This window comes from Pseudoalteromonas sp. S554, from assembly GCF_005930865.1.
In the GTDB taxonomy this organism is placed as follows: Bacteria; Pseudomonadota; Gammaproteobacteria; order Enterobacterales; family Alteromonadaceae; genus Pseudoalteromonas; species Pseudoalteromonas marina.
Window position 1 is genome coordinate 1 of the sequence record NZ_PNDV01000064.1, and the last position, 20,788, is coordinate 20,788.

General features: G+C 40.4%; 17 protein-coding genes. 5 read left to right on the top strand and 12 right to left on the bottom strand.

Annotated features, from left to right (window positions below):
* Window positions 1–333: 333 nt before the first annotated feature.
* A complete protein-coding gene (locus CWB65_RS13785) occupies window positions 334–1,191 on the bottom strand; it encodes a tetratricopeptide repeat protein (RefSeq protein ID WP_138740787.1) in 858 nt (285 codons plus the stop codon).
* Window positions 1,192–1,303: 112 nt separating this feature from the next.
* On the opposite strand from CWB65_RS13785, the gene CWB65_RS13790 reads away from it, so the two are divergent.
* Window positions 1,304–2,623: a M20 metallopeptidase family protein gene (locus CWB65_RS13790; RefSeq protein WP_138740788.1), complete on the top strand. Its 1,320-nt coding sequence runs from the start codon at window positions 1,304–1,306 to the stop codon at window positions 2,621–2,623.
* A gap of 22 nt (window positions 2,624–2,645) precedes the next feature.
* Here the strand turns inward: CWB65_RS13790 and CWB65_RS13795 are convergent, their stop codons facing one another.
* The 3 genes from CWB65_RS13795 to pomA form a co-directional block, all read right to left on the bottom strand.
* A complete protein-coding gene (locus CWB65_RS13795; protein WP_138740789.1) occupies window positions 2,646–4,586 on the bottom strand; it encodes a DNA topoisomerase III in 1,941 nt (646 codons plus the stop codon).
* 160 nt (window positions 4,587–4,746) lie between these two features.
* Window positions 4,747–5,667, bottom strand: a complete 921-nt coding sequence (locus CWB65_RS13800) for a flagellar motor protein MotB (RefSeq protein ID WP_138740790.1) — start codon at window positions 5,665–5,667, stop codon at window positions 4,747–4,749.
* Window positions 5,668–5,669: 2 nt separating this feature from the next.
* Window positions 5,670–6,437, bottom strand: coding sequence for a flagellar motor protein PomA (gene pomA, locus CWB65_RS13805; RefSeq protein ID WP_008132143.1), 768 nt, complete (start codon window positions 6,435–6,437; stop codon window positions 5,670–5,672).
* A gap of 294 nt (window positions 6,438–6,731) precedes the next feature.
* Between pomA and CWB65_RS13810 the strand changes: the two genes are divergently transcribed.
* The 4 genes from CWB65_RS13810 (at window position 6,732) to CWB65_RS13825 (ending at window position 12,139) form a co-directional block, all read left to right on the top strand.
* On the top strand, window positions 6,732–6,974 hold the full coding sequence (locus CWB65_RS13810; RefSeq protein WP_006794260.1) for an exodeoxyribonuclease VII small subunit: 243 nt from the start codon (window positions 6,732–6,734) through the stop codon (window positions 6,972–6,974).
* 2 nt (window positions 6,975–6,976) lie between these two features.
* The gene (gene ispA / locus CWB65_RS13815) at window positions 6,977–7,864 is read left to right on the top strand and encodes a (2E,6E)-farnesyl diphosphate synthase (RefSeq protein ID WP_006794261.1); all 888 of its coding nucleotides are present in this window, start codon (window positions 6,977–6,979) and stop codon (window positions 7,862–7,864) included.
* Window positions 7,865–7,965: 101 nt separating this feature from the next.
* Window positions 7,966–9,828 (top strand): 1-deoxy-D-xylulose-5-phosphate synthase, encoded by a 1,863-nt coding sequence (dxs, locus tag CWB65_RS13820; protein ID WP_039038405.1) that lies wholly within the window; start codon window positions 7,966–7,968, stop codon window positions 9,826–9,828.
* A 199-nt stretch (window positions 9,829–10,027) separates the two neighbouring features.
* Window positions 10,028–12,139, top strand: a complete 2,112-nt coding sequence (locus CWB65_RS13825; protein WP_138740826.1) for an NHL repeat-containing protein — start codon at window positions 10,028–10,030, stop codon at window positions 12,137–12,139.
* Window positions 12,140–12,180: 41 nt separating this feature from the next.
* On the opposite strand, the gene CWB65_RS13830 is transcribed toward CWB65_RS13825, so the two are convergent.
* The 8 genes from CWB65_RS13830 to ribD form a co-directional block, all read right to left on the bottom strand.
* Entirely contained in the window at window positions 12,181–15,267 is a 3,087-nt protein-coding gene (locus CWB65_RS13830) for a ligand-binding sensor domain-containing diguanylate cyclase (RefSeq protein WP_138740791.1), read from the bottom strand.
* A 36-nt stretch (window positions 15,268–15,303) separates the two neighbouring features.
* Window positions 15,304–15,789, bottom strand: coding sequence for a phosphatidylglycerophosphatase A family protein (locus CWB65_RS13835; RefSeq protein WP_006794265.1), 486 nt, complete (start codon window positions 15,787–15,789; stop codon window positions 15,304–15,306).
* A complete protein-coding gene (gene thiL / locus CWB65_RS13840) occupies window positions 15,786–16,760 on the bottom strand; it encodes a thiamine-phosphate kinase (protein ID WP_138740792.1) in 975 nt (324 codons plus the stop codon). Before thiL ends, CWB65_RS13835 begins: the two co-directional genes overlap by 4 nt.
* Before the next feature lie 85 nt (window positions 16,761–16,845).
* Entirely contained in the window at window positions 16,846–17,256 is a 411-nt protein-coding gene (gene nusB / locus CWB65_RS13845) for a transcription antitermination factor NusB (protein WP_006794267.1), read from the bottom strand.
* 15 nt (window positions 17,257–17,271) lie between these two features.
* On the bottom strand, window positions 17,272–17,736 hold the full coding sequence (ribH, locus tag CWB65_RS13850) for a 6,7-dimethyl-8-ribityllumazine synthase (protein ID WP_006794268.1): 465 nt from the start codon (window positions 17,734–17,736) through the stop codon (window positions 17,272–17,274).
* A gap of 99 nt (window positions 17,737–17,835) precedes the next feature.
* Entirely contained in the window at window positions 17,836–18,948 is a 1,113-nt protein-coding gene (gene ribBA / locus CWB65_RS13855) for a bifunctional 3,4-dihydroxy-2-butanone-4-phosphate synthase/GTP cyclohydrolase II (RefSeq protein WP_006794269.1), read from the bottom strand.
* 29 nt (window positions 18,949–18,977) lie between these two features.
* Window positions 18,978–19,631, bottom strand: coding sequence for a riboflavin synthase (locus CWB65_RS13860; protein WP_006794270.1), 654 nt, complete (start codon window positions 19,629–19,631; stop codon window positions 18,978–18,980).
* A 4-nt stretch (window positions 19,632–19,635) separates the two neighbouring features.
* A complete protein-coding gene (gene ribD / locus CWB65_RS13865) occupies window positions 19,636–20,787 on the bottom strand; it encodes a bifunctional diaminohydroxyphosphoribosylaminopyrimidine deaminase/5-amino-6-(5-phosphoribosylamino)uracil reductase RibD (protein WP_138740793.1) in 1,152 nt (383 codons plus the stop codon).
* Between the last annotated feature and the right edge of the window lies 1 nt (window position 20,788).

Consider the following 20,788-nt stretch of genomic DNA (forward strand, 5'->3'; position numbering starts at 1 on the left):
GCAACACTGACTGATAGCAGAGTAAACATCTCAACGAAAGGTCTCCTCGACTCACTAAGTGACTTGCTTGCCTCGCTAAGCGTTGCCTGCTCTGCCGTCTCAGTGGGGTCGCATTATAGGGAGGCGCGAATTTAACGCAAGCCTTTTTTAGCTAAAAAAGTGATTTAAATTGCACCCCAAGCAAGCGCACACCCTAAACACAAGTTACTCACAAAACCCTGTGTATAACTTTACTTTTTAAGCTGATTTTCTCTGCTTTAACATCTAAGAGCCATCAATAAAAAAGCACCTTTAATAAAGGTGCTTTTATTTAGCCGAACTTATAATCAGCTTTTAATATAAAATACTGTATAGCTTTCTACGGTATTTAGCTGCGAGCGCATCGCCATCTGGTAGAGAAGCTATTATAGCTAAAAAGCTTGGTTTAGCTTCGTTATAGTTAAGGTCCTTTTGTAGTACTTTGAATAGCACTTCTAATGCCTCTTCTTTTCTTCCTGCTTCGTTTAATAAAGCACTGAGCTCTTCTTTAAGTTCTAAATCGTTCGGATACTTATCTACTTGCTGTTGCTTTTGTTGTATCTCTGGAGAATCTTTTGCATCTAAAGCAGCTTCGCATTTTGCTTTGATGTTATTGAAGTACGCATCTTGATCTTGCGAATCAATCGTTTCTATTAATGCTTGAGCTTCATCTAATTTGTGAATTTGAATACAAATATCTGCAAGCACTAATTTAATACGTACATTAGTATTATCTATTTCGTATGCTTGCTTTGCATAATTAAACGCTGCATTGAGGTCTGATTTAAGTAGAGCCTGCTTAGCTTGTTCTAATAGCAAATCCTGTTGAGCAGGTAAGTGCTTAGATAGGGCTTCCCGTATTTGTGACTCAGTTTGGGTACCTGCAAGCAAATCGACAGGGGCAGAGTCTTTTAATAGCACAAGCGTAGGCAGCGTTTGTAAGCCAACCTGTTGTGCTAATTGTGAAGCTAATGCTTGCTCTGCATCACAATCTAAATTTGCTATTACTATATGGCTTGTATAGTCAGCCGCTATTTTATCTAAAATTGCAGCCTGCCCAATACAATCAGGACTTTGAGGTGAGAAAAAGTTAAGTAATACTAATTTTTGTTGTGATGTTTCTCCAAGGACCTGCTGAAGGTTTTGTGCATTAATACTTACTATATTACTCATTGAATTGATTGCCATACTTATCTATTTAGGGTTTTATATGGTGATTAACATAATAAATACAAGTCGTATAACTAAATCACTCGGCATACATAATCAATTAATGAGGCAAATCATGAAACTATCTTACCTTAGCGCTGCATTTTTATTTGCAGCTCCGCTTTTGCAAGCTAAAGGACTTGACCTAGACCTAGACCTAAACAAAACAATGCCTAGTATTGAAAAGTTTTACCTCGATTTACATCAATCGCCAGAACTTTCATACAGCGAAAAAAATACAGGTAAAAAAATAGCTAACAAGCTTAATATGCTTGGATTCGAGGTTACAGAAAATGTAGGTGGGTATGGTGTTGTTGGTATTTTTAAAAATGGCAATGGCCCAACAGTTATGATACGCACAGATACGGACGGCTTACCTATTACCGAGCAAACAGGTAAACCCTACGCTTCAACTGTAAAAGTTATTGACGAGCATGGTGCAAAAGTTGGTGTTATGCATGGCTGTGGCCATGATATTCATATGAGCTCATTTATAGGCACTGCCGAGCAACTCATTACTCATAAAAATAAATGGAAAGGGACATTAATGATGGTTGCACAACCTGCAGAAGAGGTTGGAGGTGGAGCTAAAGCGATGCTAAATGAGGGTTTATTTAGTAAATACGCAAAGCCCGACCACGTTATTGCATTGCATGTTAGTGCCAGTGTACCTGCTGGTAAAGTAACTATGAAAAATGAATATACCATGGCAAGTGTGGATTCTGTTGATATTAATATAAAAGGTAAAGGCGGCCATGGCGCGTACCCTCATACCACTATTGATCCGGTAGTTATTGCTGCGCGCACAGTACTTGCTTTACAAACGATTACAAGTCGCGAACTTTCACCTTTAGAACCATCTGTTATAACAGTCGGTTCTATACATGGCGGCTCCAAACATAATGTTATTTCTGATGAAGTGAAACTGCAACTTACACTGCGTAGTTACAACCCAGATGTACGCAATGCGCAAATTGCTGCAATAAAACGCATAACCGCAGGTATTGCGCAAAGCGCAGGGCTTGATGAAAGTGATTACCCTGCTGTTATAGTTCATGAGGATGAATCAATTCCATCTACTTATAATAATCCTTCGCAAACTAATATAGTACGAAGTGCTATTAAAAATGCGATAGGCGACACAAACGTACTTGAAACCCAAGCCGTAATGGCAGGTGAAGACTTTGGTCTTTATGGCCGTACCGACGAAAATATCCCAATTACATTATTTTGGTTAGGCGGTGTTAATCAACAGCAATACGCAAAAGCAATAAAAAACAACGAAACACTCCCTTCATTGCACTCAAGTAAATTTGCACCTGATTATAAAGTAGCTTTACCTACTGGTATAAAAGCCATGAGTAATGTGGCAGTTGCATTATTTAATACAAAATAAATCCCACTTAAGGGCTCAGCCATTAAACTGTTGTTGAGCTCTTTTTATAATTAGATTTTTTAAATGGTGCTTTTTTACTGCGCTTGGCAAAACGCTTTTTAGGCGGTGTTTGGGGCAGTTTTGAAAATACATGGCTATCGCAATTAGCTGCTTGCATTACAAAGCCTTCAAGCTCCACCAGTAACGGTTGTAAAAATTGTTGGTAGCTCATTGCTTGTTGAGCAATGCTTCCTAAACTCGCCTCCCACTTTGCTGTTAAGTCAGGACTTGCTAAACCTTCAGGCAAAACACTAATTAATGCAAGGCCTGTTTCGGTGGCTTTGATTGTTTTGCCTTCACGCTTTAAAAAGCGCCGTTTAAATAGCAACTCTATAATGCCTGCACGAGTAGCCTCTGTACCTAAACCATCAGTATCTTTTAATACTTTTTTGATATGTGGATCTTTTACATAACGGCTAATCCCCGTCATAGCACTCAGTAAAGTTGCATCAGTAAAATGAGCGGGAGGTGAAGTATGCTTTTCTACTACATCACCTTGTGTACATATCAGGTCCATCCCTTTTTCAAGGTAAGGTAAAGTAGCCTCTTCTTTTAATTCTGATTTACCCATTAATACCTTAAAACCCAAACTGACTTCTTGTTTAGCGTTGGCTTTAAATAAACCACCAGCAATTGTCACCTCTGCTTTAGTTTCGTTATAAATATAGTCTGGGTAAAACTGAATCAAATAATGCCTACAAATAAGCTGATACACTTTTGCTTCATCCTTGGCTAAGCTAGCTGACTTTAATTGCTTTGCCGTAGGTACAATAGCGTGATGCGCAGCTACTTTTGCGTCATTAAAGCACTTACTGCGCTGCTTAGCATTTGCACCATTTACTAACTCCACTTTTTGACCGTCATTAGTTGCAATTGCTTTTAAAATTGAAGGTGCATCTAAATGATGTTCTTTAGGCAAATATCGATTATCTGAGCGAGGATAAGTAATTAATTTATGGCGCTCATAAAGTGTTTGGCAAATATCAAGCACCTGTTGAGCAGCCATACCAAATGCCTTTGCTGCATCTATTTGCAGTGCTGATAGATTATAAGGTAGAGGTGCACTTTGCTTTTTTTGTTTTTGTTCAAGCGATGTCACCTCTCCTGTTTGATTAGTTATACGCGAAGCCACGTTTTCGGCCAATGCTTTATTTAGCACTCGCCCCTCTTCATCTTGATAAGGTTCGCAAGCTTTACTCGGTACCCATTTTGCTTTAAATACCTGCTTCTCAGGAGTAACTAAACTAGCTAGCACCTCATAAAATGGTTTTGATATAAAATTAGCTATCTCAGTATCACGATTTACCACTAAACCCAAAATTGGCGTTTGTACGCGCCCAACTGAGAGTACATTACCAAACCCTGCTTTTTGTCCCGCTAAAGTATAAGCCCGAGTGAGGTTCATACCAAAAAGCCAATCTGCTCGTGAACGTGCAAGTGCTGATACACTTAATGGAATAAATTCCCGATTAGAGTGCATACAACTAAGCGCTTTTTTAACTGCAGCTAAGTTTAAATCGCTTATAAGTAGACGCTGAATACCTTGCTTTTTAGCTTTGCTTATTTTGGCTTGTTCTATCACTTCATCTACAAGTAACTGCCCTTCACGGTCGGGATCGCCAGCATGAACTAACGTTGATGCCTGTTTGATTAGCTTTTTTAGAATAGTTAATTGCTTACGAGTTTTAGGTTTAGCTTTTAACTGCCATTGCTCAGGTACTATAGGGAGATGTTCTAATTGCCATTTTTTATAGCGTTCATCGTAATCATCTGGTTCAGCTTGTTCTAACAAATGGCCAATACACCACGAAACACAATCACCATTGGCGACTTCAATGTAACCGTCGTGTTTTTTATGTGGTTTTGGGAGCGCATCTGCAATTGCACGTCCAAGTGATGGTTTTTCTGCGATGTAGAGTTTCATGTGCCGGCCTACAACTGGTTATATAAACAGTAGTTTAGCATAACTATTTTAAAGAGGGAGAGTTTTTGATTTATTGTCAGGTTCAATAAATAGAGACTGGTAATAATTTGTAAAACTTAAAGCTGGGCTACTAATTAAGCCCAGCTTTATAATTTGAGCATTATCTCACATCAATAAGATCAGACTCTTTTGCCTTACCTTGTAATATAGATATTTCAACTCGGCGATTCCGACGTCGGTCTTCATTTGTCTCGTTAGGCACAAGCGGCCGAGTTTCAGCTCGCCCTACAACCATCATTCGTGTTTTATCAAACCCTTGAACTGTTTGCAATTCGCTAGCAACAGCCACTGCACGCTTAGACGACAAATCCCAGTTATTTACGTATAACTCATTTGATACCTGAAAATCATCTGTATGCCCTGATACTGTAATTTCACCTGGTACGTCTTTTAAAAGTTCGCCAATGTCTTGAATAATCGGTTTAAACTTAGGTTGTAAAAAAGCACTGCCCGAAGGAAACGAGCCATTTTCTCTAATACGAATAATAATTTGCTGACCTAATGATTCAAGTTCTATTGCACCATCTATTATTTGCCTTTCTAACTGCTGCGCTATTTTTTTAACCAGCTCATTTGTTTGCTCTTGATCTGCAGCGGATATTGCTTGTTCTGATGACTGCTCTTGTGAGGTACTTCTAGATTCACCGCCACGTTTATCGCCTCGCTGTTCTTGCCTGCCGCCCGCTGAACTTTCATCACCAGCCTGAAACTCTAGCATTTGCTGGGTCATTTCAACGGTTTGCTGTTGAATAGTTTCAATTGGTGTAGGCTCTGGCTTACCTGGAGTAAATTCCATAGCGATAACCGATGTCCCTTTTGGGATATCTTTAACTTCAATTTTATTTTGCACACCAAAAGCAAACTTCATTGAACCTGCAATTTGTTTAAATTTAAGTACATCCATTTCTGAGAATGCCAATAAGAGTACAAAAAAGCACATCAATAGCGACATTAAATCAGCAAATGTACCCATCCAAGCAGGCAAACCGGGGGGTGGGCATTTGCACTCTTCATCAGACATGGTTACTCCTCGGTATCAACTTTACGCTTAGACTCAGCCAAGTAGTTTTTCAAAATACCTTCAATAACTTTGGGGTTTTGACCATCTTGAATTCCTAAAATAGCATCGAGAATCAAACGCTGATTCATCGCTTCTTCGTCTTTACGCAGCTCAAGTTTTACCTGAATCGGAATTGCTACTACATTCGCCAAAAATGCACCATACAGAGTGGTCAATAGTGCCACGGCCATTGCAGGTCCGATAGCTTTGGGGTCGTCCATGTTTGATAACATGGCAACGAGGCCTATCAATGTACCAATCATTCCCATTGCGGGAGCTATGTCGGCAAGTGCTTTAAATAAGCCAGCACCTAGTTCATGACGGGTGGTGGTTAGGGAAATATCTTTTTGAAGTGTAGCACGCACAACATCTGCGTCATGACCGTCAACAAGCATGTCAACGCCTTTACGCATAAATGGGTTTGGGATTTCAGCTTCTTCGAGTGCTAAAAAGCCACCTTTACGAGCAGAATCCGCAAGCTCTACTGCTTTTTCTATTAACTCTTCAGGCGACTCAATTTTAAACATGAATGCCTTACCAACAACCTTACCTATCCCTAAAAACTGAGACATCGTGAAGTTTGATAAAACAATAAACAGCGAGCCACCAAATACAATTACACTTGAAGGCGCATCGGCAAACATGCCCATTTCACCGCTACTACTCATAAACATAGACATGACAATTAAGCCTATTGCGCCTAGGATCCCTATTATGGTTGCTAAATCCACATTTCCTCCAGAGATTTCATGTTTAAATGCCTTATCATAAACTTTTTATTATTAACTGCTTATCGGCAACATACTGAATTGCTTAAGTCATTTTTGTAAATAAACATAAAAGTTATATTTATTATTTTATATCAAGTTAGGCGCACTGCCTAATTATCGAGTTTTCCTGACTAATAGCACTGATTAACACGCGATTAATCGCGCTAAATGTAAAAAACTCATATCATCCTTTGACCTAGTTTAGCATTCCCCCTAAAATTGGCTCCTAAATTTATCATGTAAGCTGAAATAAAGATGGCGACTAAAAAACCTGAAAACTTAAGTTTCGAAAAAGCACTAGAAGAATTATCAACAATTGTTAGTGAAATGGAACAAGGTGATTTATCGCTTGAACAATCATTAAAGCAGTTCGAGCGTGGTATTGCACTCGCTGGTGCGTCATCTGAAAAACTACAGCAAGCAGAACAAAAAGTATCTATTTTAATGGGTAATAGCGAAAAGTCAGCACTTACAAACTTTAATAATGATATGGAATAGTTGTGAGCATAAAAGACTATATTGAACGTGCTCAAATAGATGTAGCTACTACACTCAATAGCTACTTTGAACAACCGCTCGATAGCGATAAAACAATAAAAGAAGCCACTCATTACAGCTTATTTAATGGTGGAAAAAGGCTGCGCCCTTTTTTGGTGTACGCTGTTGGTGAAATGCTAGGCGCTAAAAAAAGTGACTTAGACGTTTTGGCTGCAGCCATAGAATGCATTCATAGTTATTCATTAGTACATGACGACCTACCAGCTATGGATGATGACGATTTACGCCGCGGCTACCCCACTTGCCATATTGTGTATGGCGAAGCGCAAGCCATTTTAGCGGGTGATGCATTACAAACTCTCGCCTTTGAACTTATAGCCACACATAACTTTAATTGCTCAGCGCAATCACAAGTAAAAATGATTGCTGCACTTGCACATGCATCAGGTATTGAAGGGATGGTTGCAGGACAAGGTTTAGACATTGCCGCAACTGACAAAGTTGTTTCTGTACAAGAGCTTGAGCGCATCCACAAGTTAAAAACCGGTGCACTAATTAACTGTGCTATAACGCTAGGTGCACTGTGCAGTGAAAAAGCAGATGAACAAACTTTAGAAAACTTGAGCGTTTTTGGGTATGCTATAGGGCTGGCATTTCAAGTACACGACGATATTTTAGACGTGGAAGGTGACACCTTTATACTAGGTAAACCACAAGGCTCAGATATAGAAGCGAATAAAGCGACATACCCGGCGTTATTAGGTATGCTAGGCGCTAAAGAAAAGGCGCAAAATTTAATAACACAAGCCCACGAAGCGTTAGCACTTATTGATGCAGATACTACGCTTCTTGCGTCGCTGGCAAATTACCTTATTGAACGTGACCACTAGTCACAGTTTAAGCGTATTGCAAATAGCACTGACATTATTACTTAACATTCGTTGTTCACTCCCATTTGAAAGCGAATGTGATCGAAGGATATAAAAAAGCCATGACACTTGATAGTAGCAAGTATCCATTACTTAACTTGGTTGACAAACCAGCTCAATTACGAGACTTAGCGCAAGATAAACTTCCCGAGTTTAGCAATGAGCTACGTGAGTATTTACTTAACTCTGTATCGCAAAGTAGCGGTCATTTAGCGTCTGGTTTAGGCACAGTTGAGCTTACAGTTGCACTTCATTATGTATATAACACACCAGAAGATCGTGTAGTGTGGGATGTTGGGCATCAAGCCTACCCGCATAAGATCTTAACGGGTCGCCGCGACCAAATGCATACTATTCGCCAAAAGGATGGTCTGCACCCATTCCCATTTAGAGATGAAAGTGACTACGACACATTTAGTGTTGGCCATTCTAGCACCTCAATTTCTGCAGCTTTGGGCATGTCAATTGCTGCACAAAAAGAAGGCGCAGGGCGTAAAACGGTTGCAGTTATTGGTGATGGCGCTATTACTGCGGGTATGGCATTTGAGGCGATGAACCATTTAGGCGATGTAAAATCAGACATGCTTATTATTCTAAATGATAACGAAATGTCGATTTCAGAAAACGTTGGCGCATTAACCAACCACTTTGCGCGTATTCTATCTGGTAGCTTTTACACCAACATTCGCGAAGGAAGTAAAAAGTTACTGTCTGGCGTACCGCCTGTTAAAGAGCTTGCCAGCAGAATGGAAGAGCATCTTAAAGGCATGGTTATCCCTGGTACGTTTTTTGAAGAACTTGGCTTAAATTATATTGGCCCAATTGATGGGCACGATGTAAACATGCTGGTTGATACATTACGTAATATGCGTAATTTAAAAGGCCCACAACTTCTTCATATAAAAACGCAAAAAGGTAAGGGTTACAAGCCAGCTGAAGCCGACCCTATTGGCTACCACGGCGTCCCTAAGTTTGATCCAAACACATCTAGCTTGCCTAAATCAAAACCGGGCGCCCCTACTTTTTCAAAAGTATTTGGCGACTGGCTATGCGACATGGCGCAGCAAGATGATAAGTTAATGGCTATCACTCCTGCCATGCGTGAAGGCTCGGGCATGGTGCGCTTTTCAAAAGAACATGCTGATAAGTATTTTGACGTCGCAATTGCTGAACAACATGCTGTAACTCTAGCCGCAGGTTTTGCATGTGAAGGCTTAAAGCCTGTTGTTGCTATCTATTCAAGCTTTTTACAGCGCGCATACGATCAGCTCATTCACGATGTTGCATTACAAAACCTCCCTGTATTATTTGCCATTGACCGAGCAGGTATTGTTGGTGCCGATGGCGAAACACATCAAGGCGCATACGATCTCAGCTTTATGCGTTGTATTCCTAATATGGTTATTATGGCACCTAGCGATACTAATGAATGCCGCCAAATGTTGTACACCGGTTACAAAGCTAATTGCCCGGTTGCTGTTCGTTACCCTCGTGGAAGCGCTGGTACGGCAGATATTCAAAGCGATATGCAACTTTTCGAAATTGGTAAAGCAAATACAGTAAAAGAAGGTTCAAAGATTGCCATTTTGTCATTTGGTACATTGCTTGAAAACGCACAACTTGCTGCAAATGAACTTAATGCAACGCTTGTTAACATGCGCTTTATAAAGCCGCTTGATACTTCACTGTTAAACGACATTATTAAAAATCATGATGTAATTGTTACACTTGAAGATAATGCCATTGCCGGTGGTGCAGGCTCTGCGGTTAACGAATACTTAGCTAGCCAGCAGGCCAATGTTAAAATACTTAACTTAGGTATTCCTGATGAGTTTATTAAGCACGGCACGCAAGACGAAATGCACGATGAAATGGGCTTAGGCGAGCAAGGTATTTTAAGTTCAATAAGGTCATTTACTGCTTAGTTAATTATTTTAACTGTTTATAAAAAGGAGCCTGTTGGCTCCTTTTTCGTTTTTATCATTATTTTTTGCATCCAATTTAACTTTTAAGCCGTTATTGCTGTGAGGTTAACATGTAAATAATCAGTGCTGCTTAGTCTGTGCTTTATAAGCAAGCCCTTTATTTACCTAAATTTAATGGAATATTTAGAAGGTAAAAATGATGAATAAAGCTAATTTAACAACTCATACAGCACAAAAAAACACATTGAAACATACGCTTAGTTTTTCAGCGTTAACACTTGCAGTATTAATCGGCATTACAGGCTGTAGCTCAGACGATGGTAAAAACGGCGTAGATGGTATTGCAGGCACCGACGGACAAAATGGTACTGATGGAACAAATGGCAACCCAGGCTTTGCATCAGCCACATTTATTTTGGCAAACAATGGAGAAACCAACACGGGTACCATTGATTTAATTGACCAAAGTGCTTCTAAATTAAAAACTTTTAACACAACAGCTAACGAAGGCGTTGCTTTTGATAGCTTAGGTAATTTATTACAAGCAAGCGACAGCGAAAGTGGCAGTATTAAAACTATCTGTCAGCTTGCTAACCGTGCTGATGGCAGCAGCTATGATGCAAATACTGATCGCGAAATAACAGGTGCTAACACTACGCTCGTAAACCCTAAAGGAATTGCCGTAGCACAAAAAAGTGGCCTTATTTTTATTGCTGACTTTGGCGCGATGCAGATAACTACTTTTGGCGCTACAGCCGCGGGTAACGCAACGCCATTAGGCACAACCATAACAGAAGCTGCACCGTGGGATGTTGATTATGATGAAACAAATGACCGTCTTTATGTAGCACTTACAAATGGTGATGTAGCCGTTTACGATAATTTTGTTGGTGGTGAATTTGCCGCTATGCCAAGTCGTACAATTACCCCTAGCAATAATGATGGTACGCAAATATCTGTAAATATTCATGGCATTGTTTATGATTCAAATACTAATAAACTTGTTTTATCTGATGTAGGCAGTGCATCAGATGCAACCGATGGTTCGTTATTTGTAATCAATAATGCATCAACCGCAGATGGCTTAGTGAGCGTTGCACGCAGTATTGCCGGCCCAGCAACAATGCTTGGTAACCCGGTTGATATTAGCCTTGAAGGGAGTGACTTGCGTGTAGCCGAAAAATCAAATGATGCTGTTCTTGTATTTAGCAATATTTTTTCAGGTGAAAGCGGCGATATTACTCCAGACTTAGTCACTTCAACTATTAAACCTGAGTCAATTACCAAACTGGGTATGCAAAATGAAATGGCTGATATTTCAGATAGTAATGCCGCTAATATGGCGCTACTTGGGGTTGCTGTTAGCAGTAATCCGGGTACTACAGGTGAAACAACGGGGCAAATTAGTCGATTAAGTTCACAACTTAGCACAGAAATTGGCAACTATAATGCGGGTCAAACTATCGAGAGTGTAACTTTTGATAAAGCAGGTAATAGCTATACAACGTTCGATAACAGTACAACTTCTATTGGCGGTATTGCTATTTCAAATAAGGTGGCAATAAACAGAGATGGACAAACGTATAATACAAACCAAGACAGTATTATTACTGGAACAAATACAGGCCTTATATCTCCTAAAGGTCTTGATGTAGCTTCTGATAGCGGTATGATTTTGGTTGCAGAAAATAACGCAGATACACCAAGTATCTCAATATTTTCAACGTGTACCACAGGAGATGCAAGCCCATTAATGACCCTTACTTTTGCTAACGGTGCGCGTCCTTGGGACGTTGATTACGATGTAAATACTGACCGTGCTTTTGTCGCACTCACAAATGGAACCGTTGCTGTATTCGACGAAGTCAAAAGCAAGCTTATGGCCGGAAATGCAAATATTGCTGTTGAAGACAGACTTATAACACCTGCAAATGCTGGAACCGCAGTAGAAGCGCCCACTAATATACATGGCATCGACTACGACTCGCTAAGTGGCTCGTTAATTCTCTCTGATGTCGGTAGCACTACTGTTGCTGATGATGGAAAAATATATGTATTAAATAACGTGGCAATGGCATCGGGGTTGGTAAACATCAGTACCACGATTAGCGGTCCAAATACCCTACTGGGTAATCCTGTCGATATTATGTATACCGGGACAGATTTATACGTAGCTGAAAAATCAAATAATGTAGTTATGCGTTTTAACAATATTTTAAGTATTGCCGGCGGTGATATTAGCGCCGATGCAAGCACTGCATTTACGGCACCTGAGTCAGTCGCAATATTACCAGCTTGGCTAAATCAATAGCGTTAACCTCACCATACCTGACCAATCACTTTGGTCAGGTATTATCGCATCCACACTTTTATATCGGCCAAACCATTTCTCTGTAGCATACCCAGTTGCTGCTCTACATTAGAGTTTTGTTCAAACTCAAATGCATCTAGCTGCTCGTCGAAAGTAATATGGGCTACACCGTCGCCACCGCGTTTTTTAACTTGATGAAGCGAAATGTCAGCTAAATTAATAGAGGTTTCCCAACTAATTACTTGCCCACCAAGTAAGGGTAATGGGTAGAAAGACCAACCAATTGAGGCAGTTATATTTGTCATATTTCCGTTAGGTAATTGGAAAGAATACTCTGCAATCGCTTTACAAAGCTCTGAAGAGTAACTGTCTATTTTATTGCACTTAAAGTCACGTAAAAGTAATAAAAACTCATCACCGCTCCAGCGCGCTACGTAGTCAGAGCCCTGCGTACGCGAGTTTAATAGCGCAGCCATTTGCTGCAAACAGCTGTCACCTGCAATTGGACCAAAGGCATCATTTATACGGCTAAAGTTATCTAAATTAATAATAACCAGTACAAGTGATTTCCCTTGAGCCTGTAATGACTGTGAATTACGTTGAAAATGCTCAATATCTTTTGGTAATTGATCAAACAAGAAACGACGGCTACGCAAACCTGTAAGCTCATCAGAGTGGCTTACAAGTTTAAGTTGTGAGTTAACTTGCCCAAGCTTATCATTCGCTTGTCGAAGCTCTAACGTACGCTCTGTAATTAAACCTTCAAGCACTTCTTGTTTTCTGCGCTCTTGCGCTTTAAGCACCCAAAATACTAAGTAAAGAAGTAAAATAAAGCCACTGGTGATCAGTAATCTAAAGTAAATCGTTTCATCAAACCGCTCTGGCACAACAAACTCATACTCTACGTATTGCGCCTTTGACCAATCTTCACCTTGGCGTTTTGCCTCTAACTGAAATAAAAATGCCCCAGCAGGTAAGTTGGTATAAATAGCCTCGCGGCGCGTGTTTGCATAACGCCAATCATTGTCCAAACCACTTAACTGATACCTAAACTCAATACTGTTTGGCGCATAATAGTCTATCGCCGTATAGGTTAGTGTTATGTCTCGCTCGTCAGTTTCTAAAGTCGGCTTTTTACCTAGCGCAGCGGTTGTTAAATTACGCTCAGGAGTTGTAATTGTTTCAATAGTTGGTTTTAACGACAGCACCCCAAATAGCTCTACATTTTTAGGTATCTCAACAACACCTTGTAGGCTCGGATACCACATTGAGCTGCCCATATTGACAACTGCATCATGGCCTAAACCACTACAACACTGGTTAGCTTTGCCATCAAGCTGGCGATCGAATGACGAAATCACCTCTTCTACTTTTAAACTTTCTATGTTTGTTTTGAACTGCTCCGCTGGCATTCTGTAAACACCTTTCATGGTGCTAACCCACACGTTATTTAATTTTTCGTCGTACTCCAAGCTAAATATAGAGCCATACGGTAACCCATTTGCGGCATCAAGCTGTCGCCATTGGCCCTGCGTACTTCGGTAAAATAATCCATCATTAAGCGAGCCTATTAAAATACCCACGCCATCAATATGCAAAACACTTGTAATATAAGCACTTTCAAGTGAAGTTTGATCCCCGACCTTTTCGATACCGCGATCAGTAAAGTAATACGCACCTTTACTGGTACCTATGACACCAAAGTTTCCTTTGTCTAGTACATAAGTTATAAATTTACTGCCTAAAAAGGCGTTATAAGCAAAGGGAGTTAAACCTGCAAAGTTGAGCCTGTAGAGCCCACGGCCGGTGCCAATCCAAAACCCGCCTTTACTAGAGCGACTTATAGCAAAAACGGGATTATCACGCAGTGCACGCCCAGGCACACTAAAGAGTTTATCGTCTTCGTATACGAACAACCCTCGCCCTGTGGCGATGTATACGCGCTCTCCATCAAACTGTAAATCGTGTACTGAGGCACGCCCATACTGACTACTTGGAATTAAGTTAATATAACTTTTATTCAAGTCAAAATAACCAACACCACTTTTATTAGCGACCCATAATTTACCATCTGGAGCTTGGCTCAGCGCCATAACCGCTTCAGTCATTTGTGAAACAGCAGCGTGCCTTTCTACTCGCCCTTCGTGAGCAAGCCACAACCCTTCACTGAAGCTTGCTAACCAAATATTATTTTTATCATCTCTAAAAATATCAGCAAACCAAATACTTTGATCTAGCTGGCTCGGCTCAACCCATTGCCATTGGCTGGATTTATCTCTGAATAACAAGCGCCCATAAGTGGAAATCCATAAACCACCATCGCTGTCACTCATAAATTTATACACAGCAGAGTTATTCGCGTTGGGTAATGGAAAGGGCCTTAGCTCGTCGTCTAAATCTAAAAAGTAAGCGCCTAGCTCCGAAGCTAAATATAAATTCCCATTTAAAAATGCAAGATCATGAACGATCGTTTGAGCTAAACGCTCGGGTAACGATATTTTAGCAGTAAGCTCTAAACGCAGTTTGGCAAAATCGGAGGAGTTTTTAGTTAAGCGTAACAAGTGACGATCGTTTACAAGCCAAATACCTTCTGGCGAAAGCGCCATTTGGCTCACTGAACCCACTATTTGAGTTATAACGGTTGCATTAGCCGTTGGTAAAATAGCTTTAGATTGACCGCGTAAGTTAACTTGACCACGACCAACGTAATATAACCCGTTTGCGGCTATCCAAGTGCCCCCTTTGGAGTCTTCTAGAATATCCCTTACAGGGCCTTTAATGTTAAATGCCTGCGCTGCAAAGGTCGCTGGATTAATAACCACTAAACCACTTCTAGTACCAACCCAAAGTAATCCATTCGAATCGATTAAAAGCTTATTAATGCCATTGCTTGGTAAAAAAGCGCTATTTTGGGTATTGTAGTTTGTAAACGTAGTGCCATCAAAGCGGCTCAAACCAAACTGTGTGCCTAGCCAAATGTAGCCTTGCTGATCTTGCACTACACTTTTTAATGATTGTGACGGTAAGCCGTCTTTAATATTCCATTGTTTAACAACATAGTCAGTAATTGAAGCCCCACTTGGCATTGCGCACAACATCAGTACACACACCAGTAAAAATCGCATCATACGCTGCCACCTAGTTAAACTAATCAAATATAAACACTAAAAGGGTAGTAAACCTGCTTTTATTAATGCTTGCAAACAAATCAATGAAAAAATACCCGCTAACACGTCATCCGCCATAATCCCAAAGCCACCATGTACGCGTTTGTCTAACATACGAATCGGGCCTGGTTTTGCAATATCAAAAAAGCGAAAAAGTAAAAAGCCAACTAATAAAGTTTGCCAATTTAATGCTGCACCTATCATGGTGATGTAGTAGCCAGCGACTTCATCCCACACAATAGCAGGATGGTCATGCACACCCAGATCATCAGCTGTTTTACCGCATGCCCAAATACCAAATACACTGATCACAACTGCAAATACTATTTGTAACCAGATTGGATAATGCATTGTTATAAATATAAATGGCAATGCTGCAAATGTGCCAAATGTACCCGGCGCTTTTGGTGCAAGACCAGTACCAAACCCTAAACCAAAAAACTGGTGTGGGCGTTTTAAGTTAAATAATCGGTTCTTATTCAAACCTGCTCCTTTGTAAAATGCTCAAAGCCCTGTTGCTCAAAGTTAAACATTTCACCATTTTGTAAAAGCTCAATCTTACCGTTACCACTTTTTATCTGCCCAATACAGGTAATATCCACACCATATTGGCTTAGCTTTAAATCAAGCATACCTTTATTGTTATCGGGAACAGTAAAAATTAATTCATAGTCATCGCCGTAGCTAAGAATAAACGGTAATTGCTTATTAAAATCTAAGCTTGCTTTCATTGCCTCTGATGTAGGAATACTCTCAACATTAATCTCTGCATTTACTTGGGACATTTCAAGAATATGTGTTAAATCGGCAAGTAATCCATCTGATACGTCAATAGCTGACGTTGCAAGCCCACGGATGACCTGACCCGCAGCAACGCGCGGTGTTGGGTAGTCAAATCGATTGTTTAAGTATTCTAAATGCGTTGGATCTATTTTAATACCTTGCTTACGAGCTTCAATAGCAAGACCTGCGTCCCCTAAAGGGCCCGTAACATAAATCCAATCACCTACTTTTGCACCACTTCTGCGTAGTGCCTTACCTTCCGGCACGGTACCTTTAGCGCAAATAGTAATAGTGAGTGGCCCTTGAGTGGTATCGCCACCAATAATTTGTACATTGAAGTATTCTGCAATTTCATGCATACCTTCAGTAAATTCTGCAATCCACTGAGAATCTATTGTCGGTAACGTTAGTGCAACAGATACCCACGTAGGTTCAGCACCCATTGCAGCTAAATCACTTAAATTAACAGCAAGCGCTCTATGCCCTAATGCGCGAGGAGAAATATCTTCAAAAAAGTGCACGCCTTCAACCAAAGTATCGGTTGTGACTGCAAGTTGGCAATTTTGTGGAACAGTGACAAGCGCGCAATCATCCCCTATACCTAGGTTAACATCACGACGAGAAATACCGCGACCTTTAAAGTAGCGGTTAATTAATTCAAATTCCTTCATACACAAAAAAGCCGACCTATGCCGGCTCTCCTTTTAACGGTTATATAAAGTAAATCTCTGAAAGCAAAGTCAGAGAAAAATACTATTACTTGCGTAAATGCTTTACAGCTTTATCAAGTACACCGTTTACAAATTTATGACTATCTTCTGCGCCAAATATTTTGGCAAGCTCAATACCTTCGTTGATAGCAACTTTGTAAGGTACATCTTCACGGAACTTAAGTTCGTAGCTGCTTAAACGTAAAATTGCTCGCTCAACCATATCTAAGTCATCAAATGGACGCGTTAAATGAGGTGATACTGATTCATCAAGTAGCTTATAATTTACAGCTACACCTGAGGCTAAATCTTTAAAGTATTCAACATCAATTTTAGTAACGTCGTTTTCGATCAACATTTGTTGCTCGATGTCGGCAATTGCATTACCGCTTAGTTGCCAAGAATAAACGGCTTGAAGTGCTAAGATACGTGCTTTACGTCTTGCTGCTGGTTTCACAAAAATTCCTTAAACTTAAATTTTATCTAACACATTAACCATTTCAAGCGCACCCAAAGCAGCTTCGCCGCCTTTGTTACCCATTTTGGTACCTGCGCGCTCAATAGCTTGTTCAATGCTTTCAGTGGTTAATACGCCAAATGCAACCGGTATATCATACTCAAGTGATACTTGCGCAAGACCTTTGTTTGACTCGCCAGCAACTAGGTCAAAGTGTGGTGTTCCACCTCTTATCACTACGCCTAAAGCGATGATTGCATCATACTCTTTTTTTGCTGCAACGCGTTTTGCCGCTAAAGGTAATTCAACTGCACCCGGTACATAAATCACAGTAATGTCGTCATCAGATACACCACCGGTACGTTTTAGCTCATCAACAGCACCTTCAAGTAGGCTGCTACCAATAAAGTCATTAAAACGAGAAATGACAATGGCAAATTTTTTGCCCGGTGCGTACTTATTACCTTCAATAATTTTCATTTGATAACCCTAAAAATAAGTTCAAGCGGTTGCGATTGCGCAAAAATTGCTGCGCATCATACCATAATAATAATAAAATAGCCTAGTTTAAGCGTTTGCCTATTGTGGCTCAATGTAATCAATAACTTCTAAATGAAAGCCCGAAAGTGCATGGTATTTTTTAGGGCGACTCATTAATCGCATTTGCTCAATTCCTAAATCTGCAAGAATTTGTGAGCCTACACCAACAGTACGAGAAGTACCTTGAAATTTACGCGGTGTAACATTTTCACCAGCGTCTGCAGCAGCAAATGCTTTAACTGTTGCTTCAAGCTCTTCAGTACTTTCTTGTTTACCTAAAATGACTAGCACACCGTCATTTTTAGCTATGTATGCCATTGCATCCGATAAGCCCCAGCTTCTGTCTGCGCTTCTATCCGAAAGTAAAATATCGTTAAATGTACTTTGTAAATGCACACGCACCAAGGTTGGTTCTTGCGCTTTAATTTCACCCTTGAGCAGTACGTAGTGTAACTGACCGTCAATAGTGTCTTTGTAAGTGACTAAGTCAAATTCACCATGCTCTGTTGGCAGTTTACACTTAGCCACTTTTTCGATTGTGGTTTCGTTTAAATTGCGGTATTCAATTAAATCAGCAATTGTGCCAATTTTAATGTCGTGCTCTTTAGCAAAAACTTCTAAATCAGGGCGGCGTGCCATGGTGCCATCAGCGTTTAAAATTTCAACAATAACAGAAGACGCTTCAAGCCCTGCTAAACGCGCTAAATCACAACCGGCTTCTGTATGACCTGCACGTGTTAATACACCACCTGGCTGTGCCATAATCGGAAAAATATGACCCGGCTGTACAATATCGCTAGGAACAGCACCTTTAGCGATAGCTGCTTGTACCGTGCGTGCTCTATCTGCTGCTGATATACCTGTGGTTACGCCTTTTGATGCTTCTATCGACATAGTAAAGTTAGTTGAAAACGCAGCGCCATTATTTTTAACCATTAAAGGCAAGTCTAGTTGCTCACAACGCTCTTGTGTCATCGTTAAACAAATTAAACCACGGCCATGAGTAGCCATAAAGTTAATTGCTTCTGCGCTAATATGTTCAGCAGCTATTATTAAATCGCCTTCATTTTCTCTGTCTTCATCGTCCATTAAAATAACCATTTTACCGGCTTTAATGTCATCTATAATTTCTTGTGCGCTGTGTAAATTCATAAATTCGCTCGTGTAAGTTGTCAGTTTCGTTATTTAATAAAGCCCGCTTTTGCGAGTAAGCTCATTGATATATCTGCGCCGGTTGGCTGCTCTGCGCCTTTGATAAGACGCTCTAAATAACGTGCAATTTGATCGACTTCTAAATTAACTTGAGTGCCTACTTTAAAGTCGGCAATTGTTGTTTGACCGCTGGTGTGCGGCACAATTGTTAATTTAAATTTATTACCTTCAACAGCGTTAACTGTCAGGCTTATACCATCAATACATACCGACCCTTTGTACGGTATGTATTTCATTAAACTTTCATCGGTTGTCAGCCAATATTCAGTAGCTCTTGCATTAGCTGTAATCGCCGTTATTGTTGCAATACCATCAACATGGCCAGACACTAAATGCCCACCTAAACGCGAAACCGGTTGCATCGCTTTTTCAAGGTTAACTGTTTGCCCTATTGAATAATGTGCAAAACCAGTTAAATGAATTGTTTCGTTAGATAAATCAGCGCTAAAACCATCAACATGTTTATCAACTACCGTTAAACACACGCCATTTGTTGCAATACTGTCACCCAGCTTTACGTCACTCATATCAAGGTCGGCGCTTTGAATACGAATGGCTAAATCGCCTTGTTTTTTTTGTAATAAAGCAATTTTGCCTGTGGCTTCTATTATCCCAGTAAACATAGCGCTACTCTTCTTTGTTAAATGATTTTAATGCGTGCTTTTTTAACGCGTTGATACGTAAATCGTCACCAATGCGAACACACTCATTAAAAGATAAATCGATAGTATCTTGCATACTCGTCAATTCAGGGAAGTTTACTAAACTTTTAGCATCATAACCCATCAGTTTTGGTGCGATATAAAAAACATACTCGTCAATTAAATCAAGCTCGGTCATTTTCCCCGCAAGGGTTGCCCCAGCTTCCAGCCATATATTATTAAACTGATGCTTTGCTAGTGTTTGTAATACATCGGTTAAATCAACCTTACCCTGTTGCTCGCGCACCGCTATGTGCTTAACAAAATGCGGCCACTGCATTGAATTATCAACCTTGGTAGTAAATATAATTACCGGGTGCGCTATTTTAAATAGCGCGAGGTCAGGTGTTAATCTGTTTTGCGAGTCTATTATAACACGCACCGGCTGACGTAGCGGTAAGTTGGTTGGTAATGAATACGGTAACTCACTTGCTCGAACATTAAGTTTTGCATTATCAACAAGAACCGTATCGGCCCCCGTTAAAATGGCACAGCTTTGAGCGCGGTATAGCTGCACATCTTTTCGTGCAGCAGGACCTGTGATCCACTTACTTTTTCCGTTTTTTAGCGCTGTTTTACCGTCTATACTGGCTGCTAATTTACAAGTTACGTAAGGAAGCCCTTGCTCCATACGCTTAAAAAAACCAAAGTTTAATGCGCGAGCCTCTTGTTCAAGCAACCCATGAGCAACTTCTATTCCGGCGTCACTCAGTATTTTAAGGCCTTTACCTGCCACTTGCGGGTTGGTATCAACCATGGCTGCAATCACCTTTTTAATACCAGCGGCCTTAAGTCCTTCAGCACAGGGGGGCGTGCGCCCGTAATGGCTACAAGGTTCAAGTGTTACATAGGCAGTTGCACCCTTTGCTTTTTCGCCGGCTACAGCAAGTGCATTTACCTCTGCATGTCCTTGCCCTGCTAACTGATGAAACCCTTCACCAATTATCTGATTATCTTTTACAAGTACACAGCCAACATTCGGATTAGGTGTTGTGGTAAACCGACCTTTTTTAGCAAGCTCAATAGCACGCGCCATATATAGTTTATCGTGCTCGGTAAATGCTGATTGGCTGCTCATG